The organism is Bacteriovorax sp. BAL6_X (assembly GCF_000443995.1).
GTDB lineage: Bacteria > Bdellovibrionota > Bacteriovoracia > Bacteriovoracales > Bacteriovoracaceae > Halobacteriovorax_A.
Genome location: NZ_AUMC01000010.1, coordinates 174,783 through 190,841, shown reverse-complemented (window position 1 = coordinate 190,841; position 16,059 = coordinate 174,783). Strand labels below are relative to the sequence as shown.

The following is a 16,059-nucleotide window of genomic DNA, read 5'->3' as shown; positions in this document are numbered from 1 at the left end:
TCATCTCTCTATTTATTTTTTAGTTAGCACCCCAGTTAAATCCGGCACCACCATTTACACCAATACTAAATTGGCCATTAAGACCACCACCGGCCAATGATCCGTAGTTAGTCCCTGAATTATAGTAACCGTTATAAGAGTTAGCATAAATATTTTGTTGAGCATTGTATAAGTTCTGATACAGTGCTTGGTTAGCATATGCTACGTTTCCTTGGTTCTGGTAATTACCTTGAGCAACAGCTTGTCCTTGAAGCCCATTGATATAGCTTTGAAATTGTTGTGCTTGATAACCATTATTATAGTTTCCATTTGCACCCCAGTTTCCATTGGCACCCCAACCACCGTTAGCGTTACCATTTAGGCCCCAAGAGTTTCCACCATTAGTACCCCAACCTGCATTACCATTCATGCCCCAGCCGTTACCACCGTTAGATCCCCAACCTCCGTTGATTCCCCAACCGCCATTAATATTTCCGTTTCCACCTGGAAAAGTATTTCCACAAGCACATGGTGCTGAAATACACATACAAGCAGGGTTTCCACCACCATTGGCCCAACCGCCGTTGCCCCAGTTACCGTTTCCACCGCCGTTGATTCCCCAACCGCCAGAAATAACACCACCGTTTCCAGGATATGTTGGATATACTCCACCATTATTACCCCAGCCACCGTTGGCACCGCCGTTGATTCCCCAACCTAGGTTCACACCAGCATTGATACCTGTTCCAGGATACATTCCCCAACCAGATCCAGGGTACATTCCCCAACCTGCGCCAGTGTTCATCCCTGGGTATGCGCCAGTGCTACCAATATTAAGTCCAAAATTTAAACCAGTATTCATTCCGAAACCATTACCCATTCCGAAACCATTACCCATTCCAAAACCATTGCCCATTCCCATGCCAAAATTAGCACCAAAGCCAGTTCCAAAACCAGTTCCGTAAGGGTATCCACCCATTCCCATGCCCATTCCAAAGCCTGAGTTCATACCGAAACCTGGGTACATTCCACCGTAGATATTTCCTGGATACATTCCTGGGTGTCCACCCATACCCATTCCGCCATTGATATTTACACCAAAGCCAGCGTTACCACCTGTTAGGAGTCCAGCAAGTGCCGAACCGGCAAGAGAACCTAGTGGGTTCATATAAACATTAGCTTGGTAATTTCCACCAAAGCCATTGCCCATTCCGTTACCCATACCATTACCCATTCCCATGCCCCATCCGGCATTTCCATAGATATTACCACCGAAGTTAGGTCCACCCATTCCACCTAGGAATCCAGATGTGTAACCTTGGCCCAGCCAACCATTACCTACACCACCGAAAGCTCCAGCAGTAAGACCAAGTCCTCCGGCGTACATACCGTAGCCATAGCCGTTACAAGAATTAAGCATTGATGCTTGCTCTTTTGGAAGAACAGGATTTGCACCTCTTTCAATGTTATGATCTAAATAGTTATCGATTTGGCCATGACATGACTTAATTCCATTTTCATAAGCATTGGCCCTTGCTTCTACAGAATCGGCTTGGTGTTTAGTGGCGAAAAAAACACTCCCCATTGCTGCAAGTGAAGGAATTGCAACTTTTGCAACTTCGGCCCACTCATTTCTTTCAGGAAGTTTAGGTAAACAATCGACACAGAAGTCATTACTTCCAGAGCTTCCACGAGATGCTCTTGTTACACATGCTTGAGCGTCATCTTCATAGCCATTGTCTCTTAAATAGATACAATCACTGATGTCGATCTCAGCATATGTATTTAGCATCATCATCGCCAATAAGATGCTTTTAGTGCCAATAAGTCTTAACTTCATAGTTTTCTCCATAAAAACTTTAACAATCCTCAACTACTTAACGACACTTTATGAATGAAACTTGAGTAAACTATCGACTTTTTCTATAAACTATTGATTTAACTGATTAATATTACGTTTACGAAGCTTAAATTTAGCGATAAATTGCGAGTTATGAGTAATATTTTTTGGTGGATTCTCCTCATTTGTGTCTTAATTTTTGCTACTTATGCGGCATTTGTTATTAAAGGTGAAAAAAAAGTCGCCTTAAAGAATGCTGTAAGCTTCCCCTTCCATGGACTTGAAATTCCAATTCCACCTTGGTGGACCCTCACTAGCGACAGTAGTGAATTAAAAGTATTTGAAAGAACTGACACACGTTATGAATGGCAGTCTCGCTTTAGCTTTACTGATAAAAACTATGCTGATTTACAAGCGGCCTTTGAAGAGCTGGCCATAAATAATGAACTTGTCTTTGATAAAGATACGTCCATTATTCATGGACCAAAATCTTTTCAAAAATTATATGAACAAGGAATCGAAACCCTTCGCGTTGAAGGTACGGCCACAAAAGCTCATGAACTTCGTGTCTACTACGATGCTGCTCTTTTAAAAACTGAAGATGGAATTGTCATTTTAGAAAGTGAAAGTTCTGTCTTAAATGGTTTGCTTGAAGGACCGTTTTTCGAACAATCTCTACACAATATTAAAAAGCTATAAGGGTACGTCGATACTTTTCGACAATTCTTAGACTTACACACAATATTAAGAAGAATATTCAAAGCATTCCTTTAAAAGTAGTGAAATTTAAAGATGAAAATAAGTAAAGCTTTTAACAAAGTGATACTTTAATTAGACAGAGTAATAGTGACGTTTTTTTTAGTTTTTTATAAAAGAAAAAAATTATAAACCCATGAATTGTCGAAAAGTATCGACGTACCAAATACAAAAAAAGCTCCTTTCGGAGCTTTTTTATTAACGTGTCTTAAATGTTCTAATATTTTGTACTAGGAAGTTGTGAATTTCTTCGTCTGTTCCGAAGACATCATCAATGAATTCACAATCAATTAAGAATGCAGTCATACGATTTGCAATATTGTGTAGTGATTCTACTAAGTATAGACCACCAATATTTTCACCACTGAATGACTTAATAATTTCTTTACGAGCATGGTTGAACATTTCAGACTCAGTTACGTCCTCAGGCATATTATCTACACCCATTTTCTCTTCAACCTCTTCGATTGCTTGATCGCGAATATCTTCATCAGTTGCAAGTGATACACCAAATTCAGTCGCCATTGATTCGATAAGTTTTTCACGGTTTGCAATATCGAATTCAATAACACCCTTTTCCTTAAGTGTATTAATTGTATGACTCGCTAAATTTTCGAGTGTTTCAAAATTTGTTCTCATTTACTGCTCCAAATGTGTAATCTCTTTAAGTTTAACGACTTGCCACTCATGAAGCAAGAAAATTTATGATTACTTCCATTCTAATTTCGACGTATTATCTTATTTAAGAAGCGCTGAATTAAAACATAATCCCCTAAGACACTAAGCGCAATAATGTAGGCAATAGCACCTGCACATGCTGCAATAACGAAGGCCGCGAGATTATCGAGAGTCGAAAAAATATTATTTGGGAAGTATCCACGCACATACTGTGTAGCATAAAAAGCCAGTAATGAGCTCAAACCGATTTTAAAAAATCTAAGTGGGAAGAAGAATTGCAGCTTCAAGTCCAACAGTTTGAACAATAGAATCGACTGAACAAGGATGATAAAGATCATCGAAATCGAAGTTCCCATCGCAAGAATTTTAAATCCATAAGTATCAACAAGTGAGAAACAGAAGATAATGTTAATCCCAACAGCGATCGAAGAAATGATCACAGGAATTTTCGGCTTATCTAATGTGTAAAAGCTTGGAGAAAAGACTTTATAGAGCCCATAGAATGGCAGACCAAATAAGTAAGCATAAAGAGCTTCCGTTACCATCTTCGTATCATCAAGGCCAAATGCTCCTCGTTGAAAAGAAATAGCGACGCAGTCTTGAGCTAGAGCAAACATTAGTGCCATTGCAGGCATGAGAACAAAAAGACTCGTTATATAACTTGTTTGAAGTGCACCCTTCGCTTCTTCTTCTTTACCTCCCCTCCAAAGTTCAGAGAAATAAACTAGATTTGAGTTACCAATTGAAACACCAAGAATGCCGACAGGAAATTGAAAGAGTCTAAATGCATATTGGAGCCAAGAGACAGCACCCACAACAGTTCCCGTTGCCAAGAAGGTTGAAACTAAGAGATTAATTTGAGTGGCCGCTACACCTATTGTTCCAATACTCATGCGTTTTAAAATTTCTTTTACATCACTTGAAAAAAGCTCAATCCCATCAAGCTTTACAAGGCCCTTTGAAAGGAGCATTGGCACTTGAATAAGCATTTGTAAGAAGCCACCAACAAGAACACCTACACCAAGAGAAACAATTGGGTGAAGGTTTCGTGCCTCTAAGAACTTAGGTAGCGTTATCATTGAGGCAATCATGATAATATTAAATACGGCCGGGGCCATTGCTGGCGCAAAGAACATCTTATAAGTGTTAAGAACTCCCATAAACAAGGCGGCGACTGAAACAAATGCAAGAAAAGGCGACATCATTCTTGTCAATAGCACAGACATTTCCAACCGATTTACATCAGAAGTAAAAAGTTCATTTGTTAAAATCTGAATAATTTGTGGTGCAAAAATAAAAATCAACAAACAAAAAATTGAAGTGATAGCAAATAAGACGATGGCCATGGACCAAAGAAGTTTACGAGCATGCTCATCACCATCCTTCTTGGCCGAAGTAAATATTGGAACAAATGCAGATGAGAATGACCCCTCTGCAAATAGATCACGCAACATATTTGGTATACGAAAGGCAATTTGGTAGGCATCAGTAAGCCCTGAGGCACCAAAGAGCTTGGCCATTAAAATTTCTCTAGCAAAACCCAGAACACGACTTGATAGAGTCGCGATGGCCATCTTAATAGAGGATAGTAAAAAATTCTTCCTGTGTTCTCTTGTCATTCCAATATTTTGCACCACCCTATCTGACTTAACAAGCTTCCAGTAGTTGCCAAGTGAAGGATTATTAACTAATCTTGCTGCCATGAGAACAGAGCTTGAGAAGTCGATTAATCACATTCAAACAAAGAGTGCCGTAAACTGGGATGAATACTTTATGCTTCAGGCCATTATGGCAAGTTTCAAAAGTAAGGACCCGGCAACGAAAGTGGGATGTGTATTTGTTGATGAGAACAACCACCAAATAACTTTTGGTTACAATGGCTTTGTTGCGGGAATTGATGAAACTAAACTTCCTTGGGGTAAGGAGAGGACTCTCCCTCTTGAGCAACAAAAATATGGCTACGTTGTTCACGCCGAGGCCAATGCAATTCTTCACTCCAATCACAAGCTCTCTGGTGCAACTTGTTACGTCACCCTCTTCCCTTGTCACGAATGCGCCAAGCTTCTTGCTTCTTCAAAGATCAAAGAAATCGTATACTTACAAGATAAGCACGCGGGAACTGAGTCAAATCGCATCTCCCGTCGTATTTTTGATTTAACGGGAGTTAAGTATCGCCAGCTCTCACTTGGTGAGCACGTACTTGATTCACTTATCGCGCACTTTACAGATGCCTTCTATCGCGAGTAACCCATCTTATAAACATGGTTCATATCATTAAAGAGTTCCTAGACAAGTTTGACTAATAAAACTATAGTAAGCCTATTCAGACGTATGGAGCAAACTATGGTTTTATCGAAGGTTAAAAAAGGCGTAAATGTTAAGATTCTCTCATTTGATAAGGGGCTTAAACATAAAACAATCATGACAGGACTTGGAATTCTTCCAGGTGATGCTATTCAAGTAATCGCTCCTTCATTTCTAGGCTCTCCACTAACTCTTAAGTTAACAGATGGTGAAACTGTTGCACTTCGTCTCAGCGAAGCATGTCTCATCAATGTTGAGGAATTAAATTAATGAGAAAAATTTTACTTATTGGCCCTGCAAACTCGGGAAAGTCAGCGATCTTTAATCTTCTTTCAGGAGCAAATCGAAAGGTTGCAAACTACAATGGTATAACAGTAGATACTGCTACTGCGGGTCTAATTTCTAATGCACGACATGAAAAAAAATTAGCAGTAGTTGACCTTCCAGGTATCTACTCACTAGTTCCTTCTTCTATTGACGAAGCTGTAACTGTTTCAACTTTAATTGGAAGAAATAACCAAGTAACGGAATTTCACGATATCGTTTGTGTTGTTGACTGTGCACGCTTAGACTCATCTCTATCACTTGCCTTAGCTGTTAAAGAGCTTTTTGGTGGAAAGATAAAAATCATCTTCAACAAGTACGACCTTGATGTTACAAAAAATTATGATTTTGATAAAATTGGCGAACATATTGGTGTTCCTTATATAAAATTCTCGACAATGAGGGATAGTGGAGCAACTCTTGAGAACTTCTTAAGGGACAATGCTTCAGATGAAATTCTTTTACCTTCAGGAAAAATCAAACTTTCAAATGAATCAACAGAATACAATCCTTTCAATGTAAGCTTTGAGGAAGATCAATTTGTAGAACTTCAAAATGAAGTCTCGGCCCTTTCTCAAATTGAAAAATACCAAAGGGAAGCAAGAGATTTAAAAGCATCTTATGCTATAGGAAAGAATAAAAGCTTGATTCAGCTTTCAAATAAGATCGATCAATTTGTTCTGCATCCGCTCCTAGGTGGAATTATCTTTTTAGCGATTTTCTATCTAATCTTCCATTCTATTTATACATGGGCAGGTCCTGCTATGGATCTAATTGACGGCGGAGTTGGTGCGTTTGGAGAATATATTGCAACTCTTCTTCCAGAGGGAATGCTAAATAGCTTTATCGTTGATGGGATCATTGCAGGTGTTGGTGGTGTTGTTATCTTCCTTCCACAAATTATGATTCTATTCTTTTTACTTAGCTTATTAGAGCAAAGTGGATATATCTCACGTGCCTCAATTATCACAGACCGCGCGATGTCTTACTTTGGACTTAATGGAAAGGCCTTCCTTCCATACCTTTCAGGGTTTGCTTGTTCTGTTCCGGCCATTATGGCAACGAGAACAATTTCAGATAAGAAAGAAAGACTTGCAACACTAATGACAATTCCACTAATTACTTGTTCAGCAAGATTACCTGTTTATATTCTTCTAATTGGAACATTTGTTCCTGAGAAAACTGTTTTTGGAATCTTTAATTCTCAAGCACTTGCCTTTTTCTTCCTTTATTTCTTAGGAAGTATTGTGGCACTTATTATTGCAAAGATTTTCAGACTTACTCTTTATAAAGGAAGTACAACTTCATTTATTATTGAGTTACCACTTTATCAAATGCCAACTTTCAAGCCTGCATTTAAGTCAATGATCTTCAAAGGGAAAGTATTTCTTAAGAAGGCCGGGACAATCATCCTAGGTCTTTCAATGGTGATCTGGTTTCTTTCAACTTTTCCAAAACCAGCACAAGAGATGCTTGTTGGAAAAACAGAAGCAGAAGCTGCTGCGATCTCTCTTGAGCATTCAACGATTGGTCAATTTGGAAAATTAATTGAGCCAGTTATCAAGCCTCTTGGATACAATTGGAAAATGGGAGTTGGTATTACGGTTGCGATGGGTGCCCGTGAACTCTTCGTTTCAACTCTAGGAACTATCTATGCTCTTGGTGATGTGGATGAGGAATCAACAACTCTAAGAGAAAGATTAAGAGCTGAAATTGATCCAGAAACAAATGAGCCAGTATTTAACACGGCCGTTGCTTGGTCACTACTAATCTTTTTTGCCTTTGCTATGCAATGTATCTCAACACTTGGAATTGTTCGCAGAGAAACAGATGGATGGGGACATGTCTTCCTAATGTTTGGATATATGACAATTCTCGCCTATGGTGGAGCATTTGTTACTTACCACCTACTCATTTAATTACAACTTTTATCTTTAGATACTATCGATAACCTCACGGCATCACTTAGAAGTAAGCCGATGTCGCGAGGGTCTCTTTCAAAAATTACTGTCACCATTTCATTCTCTTTAAACTCATGCTTTCCTAAGCCTAGCCAACCACTCTTATTCTCGGGCATATTATAACTAACAAAAGTCGTAAAGATTTCCACATCTTCTTGAAAGATACTCACTTTAACATTCGACAAAGCACCAACTATAGTTGGACGATATATTTGTAAGCAATAATCAGTTCTCTTTGGCATGAAGTTATAAGTTGAATAGGCATAGTCATCTTCACTCATGCGCACACTATTGCCTTGTGCTCCTTTAAGTTTACTATCTATCCATTCACCATATTCTCGATATCCATCCGTTCCTTTAAAAGTTTTCTGATCAACGGCCTTGGCCACAACCGTTGCACTCTCATCAAGCTCTTTATAAATCGTTCCTTGGCAATCTTCGTAATCACCAAGCTTTTTGAAGATAACCTCATCAGCTCTTAATAGAAGTGGGTCTTCAGCACCCTTTGAAATAATCACACGGCCCTCCTGACCAGAGGTAAAAGAGAATTCACCTAAGGGATAAAGGCCTTTCTCACCAATTGGTAGCCTTAGGCTAAAATTGGCCAGACCAATTTCTTCAACACCATCAAAAATATCAACGATTACACTGTCCGTTGCATTCATTGATGGTACTCGGTAGTACCAGATACAATATGTAGAATCCCCTAATAGGTCCGTTGTATATATTGCCCTTGCACTAGAGTCATTAGTATATCGGCTAATACTTCCCTGATAACCTTTTAGAGTATCCTGAAACCAATTCCCCTCTTGTATAAAACCGACACTATCATCGAGGGAGTTTGGTTTTGAGATATCAAAGAAGTTTCCAATAACAACTATCTCTTCGCCTTCGACAAAAGTACTAGCGGGTACTCTTGAGCTGACATTTAGTGATTGATCGACAATCATCTCACTTTTTACTTTTCTAAGATTGTGCCCCCTTCCAAGACAGGCCACAAGGAAAGTGATGGCCAACAAGGGGAATAAAATAGTGAACACTCTTCGTTTTTTCATAATTGTGCCTCTGATATCTACCTTATCAGTTGTTCACAGAAATTCTAAAATGAAGAAGGGTAAATTAACTCAAGTATTATTAAGAGATCACTCTTTTATAGAGGCTACAGAATTGTTTTGTAGATCTCATAACTTTCATCATCAAAGCAACAGAAGATCACATCATCAAATTCTTCAATAGCATCAAAACTCTTTACTGCCGAAGTTGCAGTAATGGCCGCCTCAATTTTTGGATAGCCAAAGATACCTGTTGAGATACATGGGAATGCAATTGACTTACATTCATTCTCAAGGGCCAAAGATAATGCGTAGATATAGCATTTTTCAAGTAAGTCTGCTTCACCATTTGCTCCACCTTCCCACTTTGGTCCAACAGCATGAATGATAAATTCCGCAGGAATATTATAGGCACGAGTCAATCTTGCTTCCCCAACAGGACAACCACCTGCTTCAGCAAGCTCCTTGGCAAGTTCTTCGCCACAGGCAGCATGAATGGCACCATCAACGCCTCCTCCAGCTTTAAGTTCACTATTAGCTGCATTCACAATGGCATCAACATCAAGAGTTGTTATATCGGCTTTAATTACTTGAATATTTTTCATAAGGAATTTCTAGCACGAATCAGTTTAGATTTCATCGTAAAACTTTAAGATTGTGCGTGCATACCAATATTTTCTCTCTCCAGGCTCTCCGTTGTAGTCAACTAATGCCTCGTAATAATTGGTTATTAGGTCATCTTGGAAGTTCTTTGCTAAATAGACCTTTAGTAGAATTGCCCCATAAACAAGAGATAGGTCGAGATCATCTAAGAATAGTAATTTCTGCTGTGTCCAGCTCCTCTCTCGAAGCCACAAATGACTCCAATCAGGCATGCCATCTAGTAAAATATTATTTAGATAGAGAGTATTATGTAAACTTGCGTAACTTGGGCCTCGTTGACCCAGTTGATCAGATACTTCCTGGGCACCAATTGACGTGAATTGAGTTAGTCCCACAGCACCAGTTGGAGAGACAGCTTCACGTATGAAATTTGACTCCATTCGAATTAGCGCAAGAAATAGCTTCGCATCCACTTCGAATAGCTCAGCAACTTCAATAACTCGCTCAGTAATCAGTGTGGCCTCGGCCACTGTAACGGCCGGATTCTGCTCTAAAATATATGATAGGAAATCCCTTTTCGAGTACTCTCGAGTAATTTGATAATTCCTAATCATATCCTCGTGACTAACAAAGTATCCCTCAGGAATATAGGAAGCAAGAGAAGCTGATAAAAACAGTTGTGTGAATATAAGTATACCTAATAATTTCTTTAAAATTCTCATATTTTTCAAACTATTAATTTTTTGCATCATGGTAATTATGGTTAACGAAAAACTAAATAGCAACTTACAAAAAGTTTCTAATATTAGGGTTACATGTAGCAAGTTGCGTTCTATAATCGCAATACAAGAAAAACTTAAAAAATCCATGGAGGCCTGAGTGAAACCATTTATCGTCGTTTGTGATGGAATGGATGCAGAAGTTTTTGCATCTCTGCAAGCTATCAACGAATTAGAAGTTCACCCAAAAGCAAAGTTAACTCAAGACGAGATTAAAGAATTACTACCAAAAGCAAATGCTCTTGTTATTAGATCATCAACAACAATTGGAGAAGAATATCTTGAACTTGCTCCAAATCTTAAATATGTAATCCGCGCAGGTGCCGGAACAGATAATATTGATAAAGTTAAATGTGGCGAGCGAGGAGTTAAAGTTTCAAATACTCCAGGTGCCAATAATAACTCTGCAGCAGAACACGCTATCGCACTTATGATGACAGTTCTAAGACATACAGCTGCAGCAGACGCCACAATGAAAAATGGTGGATGGGATAAATCAAAGTACACTGGAAACGAATTAGCTAATAAAAAAATTGGTATCGTCGGCTTTGGACAAATTGGAAAGATCGTTGCTAAACGTCTTCAAGGATTTGATCCACAAGTTAAATTCTTTGATCCATTTTGTGAATCAAGTGAACTTGATTATGTTTCTAAAGCAAATACTGTCGAAGAAATTTTTGAAACTTGTGACATCATTACACTTCACACTCCACTAATGGATGCAACGAAAGGAATGGTGAACAAGGACCTATTTAATAAAATGCAACCTCATGCAATTCTTGTAAACGCTTCTCGCGGTGGAATTGTTAACGAGGAAGATCTAGCTGTTGCTCTAAAGGATAAAAAATTTAAAGCTGCTGGCTTTGATGTTTTCGCAACTGAGCCATTAGAAGAAGACTCTCCTCTTCGCAAGATTTCTAATCTTGTACTAACACCACACCTAGGAGCTTCTACAGATGAAGCTCAATTAAGAGTTGGAGAGATGGCCGTAAATCAACTGAAAGAATTCTTTTTAAACGATAATTTACTACATGAGGTTAAAGCTTAATTATGAAATCACTTGCGATTATTGGCTCTCAATGGGGAGATGAAGGTAAAGGAAAAATCACTGACCTACTTGGTTTAAAATGCGATGTTGTTGTTCGCTACCAAGGAGGAAACAACGCTGGTCACACGATTATCGTTGGAACAAAGAAAGTTGTCCTTCATTTAATTCCTTCAGGTATTTTACATGATCACTGTGTATCGGTTATTGGTCACGGTGTTGTTCTTGATCCAGAAGCATTCTCTAAAGAATTAGAAAATGTAAAAAACTCTGGGTTATCAGTTACTCCTGAAAAGCTAAGAATATCTTCAAACACTTCTGTTATCACTTACTACAACCGTCTACTAGATGGTCAACGTGAAGCGAAGGGACCTGTTAAGATTGGGACAACAGGAAAAGGAATTGGCCCAGCTTATGAAGATAAGATTTCTCGCAAGGGAATTAAAGTAAAGGATCTATTTAACAAGGAGATCCTAACTGAAAAATTAAAAGCAAATCTTTTAGAGAAAGAAACTCTTTTTAAAAATCTCTATGAGTGCGAATATCCAAGTGTTGAAGAAGAGGTTGAAAGACTGATGACACTTGCAAAAGAAATTGAACCATTTGTTTGCGATACATTTAGCTTCCTAGATGAAGCTAAACGAACTGGAAAGAAAATCCTTTTTGAAGGTGCTCAAGGAGTGCTTCTTGATATCGACTTTGGTTCATACCCATTCGTAACATCTTCATCAACAGCATACGCAGGTATCTATTCAGGAGCAGGTCTTCCTGGTGGAACAGTTGAAGAAGTCCTAGGGATTACAAAAGCCTACACGACAAGAGTTGGAGAAGGGCCATTCCCAACTGAACTCTTTGATCAAATGGGTGAAGATATTCAAACTAAGGGTGGCGAGTTCGGTGCAACTACAGGACGCAAGAGAAGATGTGGATGGCTAGACCTTCCTCTTCTAAAATACTCTGTTAAATGCTCAAACCTAACTTCGATCGCTTTAACTAAACTAGATGTGTTATCTGAGATGGGACCTCTTAAAGTTTGTACAGGATATGAGTACGAAGGTCGTACGATCGATTGTGCTTACCCAGGAATTGATCTAGCGAAGGTTAAACCAATTCTAAAAGAAGTAGCAGGCTTTAACGATGACTTTAAAGGTGAGCTTTCACAAGAAGTTAAAGACTATATCGCTCTTATCGAAGAAGCGATCCAAATTCCAGTTGGTATCATCGCCTTCGGACCGGAAAGATCAGAAATCAAATTCCTAAAAGAATATTTTTAAGTATAAAGAACTTCGGCCCTGAGTTACCTCAGGGCCTATATCCATCTTGTGTCGGTTTTTTTTGAGATGGCCGTCGCAGAAAACCATCATTGAGACGAGTGCCTAATTCAAAGCTACTCATAGATTGTGTGTGGTATATGCTCTATCGCATCTTTATAAGCGCGATGGATTTAAAATTTACAAAGCCCTTGTGCTACCGCGGGAGAGAGAGATGTACGCAGTAGCACAAAGATTTTTTATCAGTAAGACACTTCTTCAGATTCAGAGAGGGACTTGAGAAATTAAAATCGGCAAGTGGAGTTTTTAAAAGCAGAACAAAAAATTCTAAGGCTTGCCAACCTTGTTTCCTACTGACAAGACTAGAATACAAAACCTCACCTACCCAAGTGTTCAAGTTGTGTTAGGAAAACGTTTTTAAATGTTAATTAATTGTCAAAAAGACCGTGCGCGCTGCGGCAACTAGCATAATTCAGCAAAAACTTTATTGTCTTTAAATTCAATTAAGCGAACTTGATGAATTTGATTCTTTAAATCACCATCATGTGCAACTTTAACGCGAATAAAATTTGAAGTATAACCTTCCCATAGGCCTTGCTTATCTTTTCTTTCAAAAAGGACTTGCGATATCTCTCCGATAAAGTCTTCTGAAAACATATTAAGCTTAGCATCTCCAAGCATCATCAGAGTCTTCACTCGACTCTTTTTAACTGGGTGCTGAATGTGATCTTCCATACGTGCAGCAACAGTATTCTTTCTTTTAGAATATGGAAAAACATGGAAGTGAGTAATTGGTAATTCTTTTAGCAGGTTAAAAGTATCTTGAAATTGTTCGTCTGTTTCTCCAGGGAAACCACAGATAACATCTGCACCAATACCTGCGTTTGGAAAACGCGTGATAATCTTATTAATGATTGTTTTATAATCTTCAACAGAATACTTACGCTTCATATTTGTTAGGATCTCATCATTTCCACTTTGCATTGGTACATGGAAGTGATCAAGAAACTTAGGATTAGCTTGCATATAATCAAGAAGCTCATCAGTAATTGTATTTGGCTCAACACTCCCCAGTCGAATTCTCTCTAAACCTTCAAGAGCATTTAACTCTTGTAAAAGGTCTAAAAGTTTTTCACCGGAAGTTGTTTCATATTCACCGATATTTACACCAGTAAGAACAATTTCTTTAAAGCCTTGAGCAACGACTGATTTTGCTTCTTCTATTGCCTGTGCAATTGAAACTGCTTTAGAGCGTCCACGGGCAAAAGGAATAATACAGAATGAACATACATAATTGCATCCATCTTGAATCTTTAAGAAAGCTCTCGTGTGCCCTTCTTCTTTAGAAGTAGCGGCTCCAAAGAAATCTTTCGACTTATCAATATGAATTGTATCTGTTTCGTCTTCGCTTAAGTAATCAAAGACTTTATATTTTTCACTTGTTCCTAAAACAAGATCAACGCCTGTCATCTTTGCAATTTTTGGTGCATCCATTTGAGCGTAACAACCGGCCACAACAATCTTTCCATCAGGAGAAGATCGATGCGCTTTACGAATAAGATTACGACAAGTCGAATCTGCACTATCTGTTACAGTACATGTGTTAATAAAAGTAACATCAGCTTGCTCTCCAAATTCAACAACTTTATACCCACGCTCAACAAAGCCTTGAGAAATTGTTCCTGTCTCAGAAAAATTTAAACGACAACCCAAAGTATGAAATGCTACTTTTTTTCCGTCCAAATTTTCTAAATCATTATTTATAGAATTTACTTCTGTTGTCACTGAAGCCTACCTCTTAAAACACTAGTAATAATGGGCTAAATTAGCTCACAAGGCCTTTAATGACAAGGTGGGCGATAAAAAATACTAAGGGTAAACAAAATTAACTTCTTAAAAAAATTACACTTTTTTTTTATTTTTTTTAAATTCCCTGTTGACTTCTGAACCAAGATTACTTATATTCAATCTCACCAAAACACAGATGGTCTCTTAGCTCAGTTGGTTAGAGCATCTCCCTTTTAAGGAGAGGGTCCTGCGTTCGAGTCGCAGAGAGATCACCATTTTATGTTTTTTGGTTTCCAAATCCGGGAAATAAGTTAGCGCTCCCATCGTCTAGCCCGGTCTAGGACACCGCCTTTTCACGGCGGTAACAGGGGTTCGAATCCCCTTGGGAGTACCAGTTTTATAAAGAAGCCAGACCTAGTCTGGCTTTTTTATTTTCTAGACCCTACTTGGTCTGTTTTGGTCTGGTCGACCACCTAACCACCACATTTAAGCTCAATTTCATTTAAATATTCAAAGACATCATTTACGGCCTTCTTATTGGCCTCAGTCGGTAAACTCGCATATTGCTGAGCTACTTGAATATCCTTGTGCCTCGTTACAGCTTGGGCCATATCCACACTTCCGGTCACTCGCCTTGTGATCGTTCCCATACTATGTCTCATAATATGAGTCGAACTAAAGCGATCTGCTAGTCCTGCTTTTCTTAGGGCCTTATTGTATTGAAACTGAATCTGTCTGTAAGTTAGAGGCTCACCATCTTTATGAAAGACAAAGCCATTTTGACTAAGTGGCAATCTTCTTCTCATAATTTCCTCAATTCTCTTATTAATTGAGGCGTAGCTAATTTCACCGTTCTTAGTTGTCTCTTTTAGATAGTCGAACTTCTTCGTTTTGTTCGACCAGATACACACATATTGAACACGAATCTCCATTTCTTTTAAATCCACGCACTCGGCTTGAAGGCCTGCAACTTCACTTACTCTTGCCCCCATATAGAATTGGGTTTCGGCAAAGTCTCTCCAAAATTCAGAAAGCTCACTAAAGAAAGCAATTAGCTCCTCTGGTTTAAGCTTCTTATTTCTCATTGGAGTTTTCTTTATAAGCCCTGCTTGCTTATGCCTTGGAAGAATTGGAACGATAAACATTGCATCGTAATTAATTCGGTACCAATTTAGTAGTGCCTTAAGACATTTAAGATCATCGTTGAAGTTATAGCGTTTACTCTTCTCTTTAATGGCCTTTTCTTTATGATCAAACATAAAGCGATCTATTAAAGACGCATTTATTTCAACCATTAGATAATCCATTAAAGGATTGTAAAAACTTAACTTAGAAAGCCTATGCTCCATTGATGACTTTTCTAAAGACGGCAAATGTAATTCCTTATACAGCTCCCACACATCCCTAAAGCGATAACCTAAGTCTTCGCCGTTTGGTTTTACATGCAGCTTTGGAATAAACAATTTCTTCCTTGGCCCTAATTCTTCACACTTAGCTTCCAATAATTTAGCAGGAAGTGCAGGGTGAAAACTATTACGCCAAAAAAGTGCCTGCTTTAAGGAATCGAATTTCTTCGAATACTGTTTTCCATTTAGATATTTGATAGCTAAATATCTTCCGTTCTTCGTGTCTTTTTTAATTCCTGTGTAGTTTGAAAGTTTTTGATACTTACTCATTTT

General features: G+C 38.5%; 14 protein-coding genes and 2 tRNA genes. 8 read left to right on the top strand and 8 right to left on the bottom strand.

Annotated features, from left to right (window positions below; translation table 11 throughout):
- Window positions 1-19: 19 nt before the first annotated feature.
- Window positions 20-1,819 (bottom strand): hypothetical protein, encoded by a 1,800-nt coding sequence (locus tag M902_RS16095; RefSeq protein WP_021268116.1) that lies wholly within the window; start codon window positions 1,817-1,819, stop codon window positions 20-22.
- Between the two features lie 153 nt (window positions 1,820-1,972).
- Between M902_RS16095 and M902_RS11415 the strand changes: the two genes are divergently transcribed.
- Entirely contained in the window at window positions 1,973-2,518 is a 546-nt protein-coding gene (locus M902_RS11415) for a hypothetical protein (RefSeq protein ID WP_021267818.1), read from the top strand.
- A gap of 255 nt (window positions 2,519-2,773) precedes the next feature.
- On the opposite strand, the gene M902_RS11410 is transcribed toward M902_RS11415, so the two are convergent.
- On the bottom strand, window positions 2,774-3,214 hold the full coding sequence (locus M902_RS11410) for a DUF507 family protein (RefSeq protein WP_021268496.1): 441 nt from the start codon (window positions 3,212-3,214) through the stop codon (window positions 2,774-2,776).
- Window positions 3,215-3,294: 80 nt separating this feature from the next.
- Window positions 3,295-4,956 carry a murein biosynthesis integral membrane protein MurJ gene (gene murJ / locus M902_RS11405; protein ID WP_021268558.1) on the bottom strand — a complete coding sequence of 554 codons (1,662 nt, stop codon included), beginning with the start codon at window positions 4,954-4,956 and terminating at the stop codon, window positions 3,295-3,297.
- Between murJ and M902_RS11400 the strand changes: the two genes are divergently transcribed.
- The 3 genes from M902_RS11400 (at window position 4,955) to feoB (ending at window position 7,800) form a co-directional block, all read left to right on the top strand.
- A complete protein-coding gene (locus M902_RS11400; protein WP_052607433.1) occupies window positions 4,955-5,500 on the top strand; it encodes a dCMP deaminase family protein in 546 nt (181 codons plus the stop codon). The two genes, murJ and M902_RS11400, sit on opposite strands and share 2 nt — an antisense overlap.
- 96 nt (window positions 5,501-5,596) lie before the next feature.
- The gene (locus tag M902_RS11395; RefSeq protein WP_021268024.1) at window positions 5,597-5,827 is read left to right on the top strand and encodes a FeoA family protein; all 231 of its coding nucleotides are present in this window, start codon (window positions 5,597-5,599) and stop codon (window positions 5,825-5,827) included.
- Complete coding sequence (feoB, locus tag M902_RS11390) at window positions 5,827-7,800, top strand: ferrous iron transport protein B (protein WP_021268300.1); 1,974 nt, start codon at window positions 5,827-5,829, stop codon at window positions 7,798-7,800. Before M902_RS11395 ends, feoB begins: the two co-directional genes overlap by 1 nt.
- On the opposite strand, the gene M902_RS11385 is transcribed toward feoB, so the two are convergent.
- The 3 genes from M902_RS11385 to M902_RS11375 all read right to left on the bottom strand — a co-directional run bounded on the left by M902_RS11385 (window position 7,797) and on the right by M902_RS11375 (window position 10,219).
- Complete coding sequence (locus M902_RS11385; protein WP_021268444.1) at window positions 7,797-8,897, bottom strand: hypothetical protein; 1,101 nt, start codon at window positions 8,895-8,897, stop codon at window positions 7,797-7,799. The genes feoB and M902_RS11385 overlap by 4 nt on opposite strands.
- A 104-nt stretch (window positions 8,898-9,001) precedes the next feature.
- Complete coding sequence (locus tag M902_RS11380; RefSeq protein WP_021267909.1) at window positions 9,002-9,499, bottom strand: macro domain-containing protein; 498 nt, start codon at window positions 9,497-9,499, stop codon at window positions 9,002-9,004.
- A 24-nt stretch (window positions 9,500-9,523) separates the two neighbouring features.
- The gene (locus M902_RS11375; protein ID WP_040314734.1) at window positions 9,524-10,219 is read right to left on the bottom strand and encodes a transglycosylase SLT domain-containing protein; all 696 of its coding nucleotides are present in this window, start codon (window positions 10,217-10,219) and stop codon (window positions 9,524-9,526) included.
- A 157-nt stretch (window positions 10,220-10,376) separates the two neighbouring features.
- Here M902_RS11375 and M902_RS11370 point away from each other — a divergent pair, with 157 nt between their 5' ends.
- Both M902_RS11370 and M902_RS11365 read left to right on the top strand, forming a co-directional pair.
- A complete protein-coding gene (locus tag M902_RS11370) occupies window positions 10,377-11,324 on the top strand; it encodes a D-isomer specific 2-hydroxyacid dehydrogenase family protein (protein WP_021268638.1) in 948 nt (315 codons plus the stop codon).
- Window positions 11,325-11,326: 2 nt separating this feature from the next.
- Entirely contained in the window at window positions 11,327-12,595 is a 1,269-nt protein-coding gene (locus M902_RS11365) for an adenylosuccinate synthase (RefSeq protein ID WP_021268704.1), read from the top strand.
- A gap of 459 nt (window positions 12,596-13,054) precedes the next feature.
- Here M902_RS11365 and mtaB read toward each other — a convergent pair whose 3' ends face one another.
- Window positions 13,055-14,377 (bottom strand): tRNA (N(6)-L-threonylcarbamoyladenosine(37)-C(2))-methylthiotransferase MtaB, encoded by a 1,323-nt coding sequence (gene mtaB / locus M902_RS11360; protein WP_021268697.1) that lies wholly within the window; start codon window positions 14,375-14,377, stop codon window positions 13,055-13,057.
- A gap of 201 nt (window positions 14,378-14,578) precedes the next feature.
- Here mtaB and M902_RS11355 point away from each other — a divergent pair.
- Window positions 14,579-14,655: transfer RNA gene (locus M902_RS11355), tRNA-Lys, on the top strand.
- A gap of 41 nt (window positions 14,656-14,696) precedes the next feature.
- Window positions 14,697-14,774, top strand: a tRNA-Glu gene (locus M902_RS11350).
- A 79-nt stretch (window positions 14,775-14,853) separates the two neighbouring features.
- Here the strand turns inward: M902_RS11350 and M902_RS11345 are convergent.
- Window positions 14,854-16,056: a site-specific integrase gene (locus M902_RS11345; protein ID WP_021268304.1), complete on the bottom strand. Its 1,203-nt coding sequence runs from the start codon at window positions 16,054-16,056 to the stop codon at window positions 14,854-14,856.
- Window positions 16,057-16,059: the final 3 nt, after the last annotated feature.

Coding starts and splice junctions, on each gene's coding strand:
- M902_RS16095 (WP_021268116.1), bottom strand. CDS start 1,819: ATGAAGTTAAGACTTATTGGCACTAAAAGCATCTTATTGGCGATGATG.
- M902_RS11415 (WP_021267818.1), top strand. CDS start 1,973: ATGAGTAATATTTTTTGGTGGATTCTCCTCATTTGTGTCTTAATTTTT.
- M902_RS11410 (WP_021268496.1), bottom strand. CDS start 3,214: ATGAGAACAAATTTTGAAACACTCGAAAATTTAGCGAGTCATACAATT.
- M902_RS11400 (WP_052607433.1), top strand. CDS start 4,955: ATGAGAACAGAGCTTGAGAAGTCGATTAATCACATTCAAACAAAGAGT.
- murJ (WP_021268558.1), bottom strand. CDS start 4,956: ATGGCAGCAAGATTAGTTAATAATCCTTCACTTGGCAACTACTGGAAG.
- M902_RS11395 (WP_021268024.1), top strand. CDS start 5,597: ATGGTTTTATCGAAGGTTAAAAAAGGCGTAAATGTTAAGATTCTCTCA.
- feoB (WP_021268300.1), top strand. CDS start 5,827: ATGAGAAAAATTTTACTTATTGGCCCTGCAAACTCGGGAAAGTCAGCG.
- M902_RS11385 (WP_021268444.1), bottom strand. CDS start 8,897: ATGAAAAAACGAAGAGTGTTCACTATTTTATTCCCCTTGTTGGCCATC.
- M902_RS11380 (WP_021267909.1), bottom strand. CDS start 9,499: ATGAAAAATATTCAAGTAATTAAAGCCGATATAACAACTCTTGATGTT.
- M902_RS11375 (WP_040314734.1), bottom strand. CDS start 10,219: ATGAGAATTTTAAAGAAATTATTAGGTATACTTATATTCACACAACTG.
- M902_RS11365 (WP_021268704.1), top strand. CDS start 11,327: ATGAAATCACTTGCGATTATTGGCTCTCAATGGGGAGATGAAGGTAAA.
- M902_RS11345 (WP_021268304.1), bottom strand. CDS start 16,056: ATGAGTAAGTATCAAAAACTTTCAAACTACACAGGAATTAAAAAAGAC.